Origin of the sequence: Phormidesmis priestleyi BC1401, assembly GCF_001650195.1 — a bacterium.
Taxonomy (GTDB): Bacteria; Cyanobacteriota; Cyanobacteriia; order Leptolyngbyales; family Leptolyngbyaceae; genus Phormidesmis_A; species Phormidesmis_A priestleyi_B.
Window position 1 is genome coordinate 1 of record NZ_LXYR01000126.1, and the last position, 4,071, is coordinate 4,071.

Annotated in this window: 8 protein-coding genes and 1 pseudogene; 5 read left to right on the plus strand and 4 right to left on the minus strand. The window is 48.8% G+C overall.

Annotated elements, in window-relative coordinates; translation table 11 throughout:
- Positions 1-96 (plus strand): annotated as a pseudogene (locus A8707_RS30055) (DDE-type integrase/transposase/recombinase); the annotation flags it as partial.
- 112 nt (positions 97-208) lie between these two features.
- On the opposite strand, the gene A8707_RS28735 reads toward A8707_RS30055, so the two are convergent.
- The 3 genes from A8707_RS28735 to A8707_RS25685 all read right to left on the minus strand — a co-directional run bounded on the left by A8707_RS28735 (position 209) and on the right by A8707_RS25685 (position 1,562).
- Complete coding sequence (locus A8707_RS28735) at positions 209-349, minus strand: hypothetical protein (protein ID WP_156518886.1); 141 nt, start codon at positions 347-349, stop codon at positions 209-211.
- A 156-nt stretch (positions 350-505) separates the two neighbouring features.
- Positions 506-634, minus strand: a complete 129-nt coding sequence (locus A8707_RS30450; protein WP_269452776.1) for a hypothetical protein — start codon at positions 632-634, stop codon at positions 506-508.
- Positions 609-1,562, minus strand: coding sequence for a ParM/StbA family protein (locus A8707_RS25685; RefSeq protein ID WP_068820250.1), 954 nt, complete (start codon positions 1,560-1,562; stop codon positions 609-611). Before A8707_RS25685 ends, A8707_RS30450 begins: the two co-directional genes overlap by 26 nt.
- Positions 1,563-1,810: 248 nt before the next feature.
- On the opposite strand from A8707_RS25685, the gene A8707_RS25690 reads away from it, so the two are divergent.
- The 4 genes from A8707_RS25690 to A8707_RS25700 are packed head-to-tail and all read left to right on the plus strand — an operon-like array spanning position 1,811 to position 3,113.
- Positions 1,811-1,999: a hypothetical protein gene (locus A8707_RS25690; RefSeq protein ID WP_156518887.1), complete on the plus strand. Its 189-nt coding sequence runs from the start codon at positions 1,811-1,813 to the stop codon at positions 1,997-1,999.
- 1 nt (position 2,000) lies between these two features.
- Complete coding sequence (locus A8707_RS27335; protein WP_074382593.1) at positions 2,001-2,177, plus strand: ribbon-helix-helix domain-containing protein; 177 nt, start codon at positions 2,001-2,003, stop codon at positions 2,175-2,177.
- 34 nt (positions 2,178-2,211) lie between these two features.
- Positions 2,212-2,505 (plus strand): fertility inhibition FinO-like protein, encoded by a 294-nt coding sequence (locus tag A8707_RS25695; RefSeq protein WP_068820254.1) that lies wholly within the window; start codon positions 2,212-2,214, stop codon positions 2,503-2,505.
- A gap of 11 nt (positions 2,506-2,516) precedes the next feature.
- Positions 2,517-3,113: a Uma2 family endonuclease gene (locus A8707_RS25700; protein WP_068820256.1), complete on the plus strand. Its 597-nt coding sequence runs from the start codon at positions 2,517-2,519 to the stop codon at positions 3,111-3,113.
- Positions 3,114-3,852: 739 nt separating this feature from the next.
- Here the strand turns inward: A8707_RS25700 and A8707_RS25705 are convergent.
- The coding region (locus A8707_RS25705; RefSeq protein WP_156518841.1) for a DDE-type integrase/transposase/recombinase at positions 3,853-4,071 on the minus strand (219 nt) is incomplete at its 5' end.

Genomic DNA, 4,071 nt, shown 5'->3' on the forward strand with positions numbered 1-4,071 from the left:
AGCAAGTACCTGAATAACATCATCGAGCAGGATCACCGCAACATCAAGCGATTGACAAAGCCAATGATGGGATTCGGCTCATTCAACACAGCGAGATGAACCTTGAGTGGCATCGAAGCGATGAGTATGATTCGCAAAGGACAAGTGAAGGGAGTCAGCAAAGGGGACAGTGTATCTCAAGCGAAGTTTATCGAAGAACTGTTCGGAATTAGCGCTTAACGGAATGCGAACGAGATACTTCGTTTGTCACTAAAAAGTATTTGCGACACAACCGCAGCGAATGACTCAGGTCTATCGTCACTTCTATCCTGACTTGCGTCCCTTCTTGACTCAGCAATTGAGCGCTCATACTCACCACCTCTTGGTTGCCTCACTCAGTGATATCATGCTTGACCTACTAAATCAAGTAGAGGTCGCACCCGTCGCTGGTTTGCAGTCGTCCCATTAACTCTTGAATCGGGGCGTGGTAGCCCCGCTCGATCGACACACGCATAATGAGAATCTCCTACAAACTTGCTGCCTTTCGGAGCGCGTAAGCATATAGCCCTCGCGCATTTGCCCACAGCGGATCAGGAAGCACTTGAATGTTTCGCTTTGCCAGCAGTGCTTCAATTCCAGGCAGGCAGGCAGGCACCGCCGCCAATCGCAATTAGTGCAGTTGCCGATGCCATCCGCTCTTCAGTCGGACGCACCATCGGCTTGAGAACACGCTCAATCCAGTTGGGCAGCTCCACTTTGTAAGCTTCCTTGAAAGTCCAATCTGGGTATTGCGTCCCATAAGTGAACGTGCGGGTCTCAATTCCCGCTCGAATCAAATGCCGATCGCCCTCTTTCAGGAGCTTGCAGCGAATCTGCTCATTCGTGGCGACCGATTCAATCAGTGATTCAACCCCACCATTCTGGGAGTAGCGGCGATCGGTCATTTTCAATCCAGCAAAGCCACTCACAATTAAGGTGCCGTTGCCCAGGTCATAGAGTAGGGCGTTGGTCGTGTCGCATTCACGATGATAGTGAATCACGGCTCCACTGCCTTCCTCCAGCACGGCTGCAACGCTAATTTGTACCGTTGACCGCTTGTTGCTCATGAGAACGATATGGGTTCCTTCTAGGGAAGCTTTCAAGCCTTTACCGAGGGCTTGTCCATCGTGGATGCTAGCGACTAAACAGAGATTCCACTCAGCCCGATAGGGGAGCATTGATAACCCTGAAAGCAGAATTTGTAGTCCTAAATCTGCTTTGCCTTGGTTCGTGTCGGTGACTCGGTAAATGCCGCGTAGCCCGTGATAGTAGGCGCTGATTCCAGCGACCCATTGCTTTCCAACCAGGTCAGACCGATCCCCTTGGCGATACTCCACATAGCCAGAACTTGCTGCCATTGATGCCCGTTCAGAGAGGTAGTGGACGTAAGAATCAATGCGAGTTTCACCCTGACTAGAGACAAGTTTGAGGCTTCTATTGCCGATGTCCACACCCATTGGAGAGGCTCTGTCAGTTTTGCCAGATGTGACAGGAGTGGGCAAGGTTGCCACCGATTCAGAGTGTGTTTCGGTCTCAAAAGTCATTACAAGTTCCTCTTAAATGGTGATGTACAAAAGATTTGAGACGTTTCAGTAGCTATCTGGCAGATTTGTCTAAATGGGTGATTGCTGCCACACTTGCCGCGTCTGTTAGAAATGTAGCAAGCGGTGTATAGTGGTGTCAATTGGTTTACAAAATTATGCTGTGAAACTAGCTGAAACCTAAATATCAAAAGGATTCCAAACGTATGAACCGGCTTATTATGGTGGGAAACAGACTAAGATCTCTCACCATGACTCAGGACAAAAAACCGCGACATTTAAGGCGGACGCAAATTGATATCAGCGACGTTCAGAGCGAGATAGAAACCCTCCGATCGGACGTGACGTGGAGAGAATTGCCGCTTTCAATGAAGTGCCGAATTTTGATTCTTGAACGACTGGAGCAGATAAGAGACGAAGCAACTAGCCAAGGCAAGTGAGATGGCAAAAGTTACAGTCACCGCATTTGTTGAGGAAGACATCAAGGAGGGTCTGAAAGCTTTGGCTGATGTAGAGCGCAGATCAATGTCTCAGATGATGTCCTTCTTAATCGAAAAGGCCGTCATCGATGCGAGAAACAAAGGGGTAATTCTTCAGGCTGAAGAGCAAGATAAGTAGGAGGGCAAACACTACAAGGAGCAAAGCGAATGCTATGACAGTCAGTGGAAAACTTGAACTCACCATCAAAATCAACGAACTGCCAAACGCCACCACTGTTGAGAATGGCTGGAAATCATTTGACATAGATTGCGATGGTCAAATCATTTCTGTCACCCTCAAACCCAAAATGTTTAAGAAGCTAGAGGATGCTCAAGCCAACTTTCCCATGTGGGTTGCTGCCGTCGCGGGGAAGATGGGACAGCCCACAGAAAAGGGGTTTGCGCTGGTAGAGCCAAACATACAAGTGTTTGAAAAGAAGCCTAAAGAACCTGCTGTAGCGGGATAGGAGAGAGCGTCATGACCCAAGCCACAAGACCGCGACTAACGATTGAGGAGTTTTTAACGTATGACGACGGCACAAACACCCGTTACGAATTGGTGGATGGGGTCTTAGTCGAGATGGGTGCTGAGAGTACGATTAACACGCTCATCGCTGGCTTCCTATTTGCGACCTTTCTACAACTTGGAATCCCGGCTTACCAAATCGGCTTTAAGCAGTGGATCGCGGTGAGTGATTCGACTGCCACAGCCCGCGACCCCGATTTGATCGTTCATTCAGAAGCATCATTCGCAGCGATCGAGGGATCATCTCAAGCGATCGTCAAAGCAGGCATGCCTAACCCATTACTGGTTGTCGAAGTCGTTTCACCGGGAAAACCAGGTGAGGACAACTACGAGCGCGACTATGTTGAGAAGCCAAAAGAGTACGCCACAAGGGGCATTCCTGAATTCTGGCAGGTTGACCCAAACCCAGACAGAGCGGTGGTGATAGTGCTGACTCTGAAGAATGGAGCTTATCAGGCTAGAGAGTTTCGAGGTAGCGATCGCGTTGTCTCTCCCACGTTTCCAGACTTGAAACTGACGGCTGAACAAATTTTGAGGGCTGGCAGATGAGTGAGAACTTCTCGAATCAACTCACTTCACGGGTGCCGATATATTTAGGAGCTGAACGGACTAGGACGTGACCTGACTCCTCAAACCCATTTACAGAAGAATTTGTCATGGATCGAGTGCAGATCAGAGAAAATGTCCTGATACACTTAATCTCACTTCAGAAACGTGAGCGATCCACCATGACATGCTCCGTTTCCACCCTTGCAACTCGAGAGGTCCCCATCATGTTCTAGAACTCCTAGAAGCCAAAAAACCCCCACTGCTGAAAACAGAGAGGGCTTTGAAGGCTCAAATATCTACTTTAATAACGGGAGGCGGGGACGCTAACTTGATTGCTTTAGCCGGCTGATAGTTAGATTCCTGACAGTGCCATGTGTTTATTATGCCTCATTTGTCTCGAATGGCAATAGTGTTTGCTGGGCATTTTTAAGATTCTCCGCATGGTTCTCCCTCCCGTCGCTGCCTGTTTAGAGCAGAGAGCGATGGACTGTTCCGGAGAGTGTTCGTGTGCATTAATGCATTGATTCCGCCGCCTTAACCTGACGGCTCGCATCTCGATTCTCCTCTCTCCGTCCTTGCTCTCTGTCCTCCCGCACCCTATTTGGACAGAGAACCATGCCGACTTATATCCATCTCCCTCAAACAGATCGGTTTGAGGGTCTTCCCAAAGCGACCTGCAATTCCTGGTTGTGTCGCAAATACTTTTTAGTGACAAACGAAGTATCTCGTTCGCATTCCGTTAAGCGCTAATTCCGAACAGTTCTTCGATAAACTTCGCTTGAGATACACTGTCCCCTTTGCTGACTCCCTTCACTTGTCCTTTGCGAATCATACTCATCGCTTCGATGCCACTCAAGGTTCGTCTCGCTGTGTTGAATGAGCCGAATCCCATCATTGGCTTTGTCAATCGCTTGATGTTGCGGTGATCCTGCTCGATGATGTTATTCAGGTACTTGCT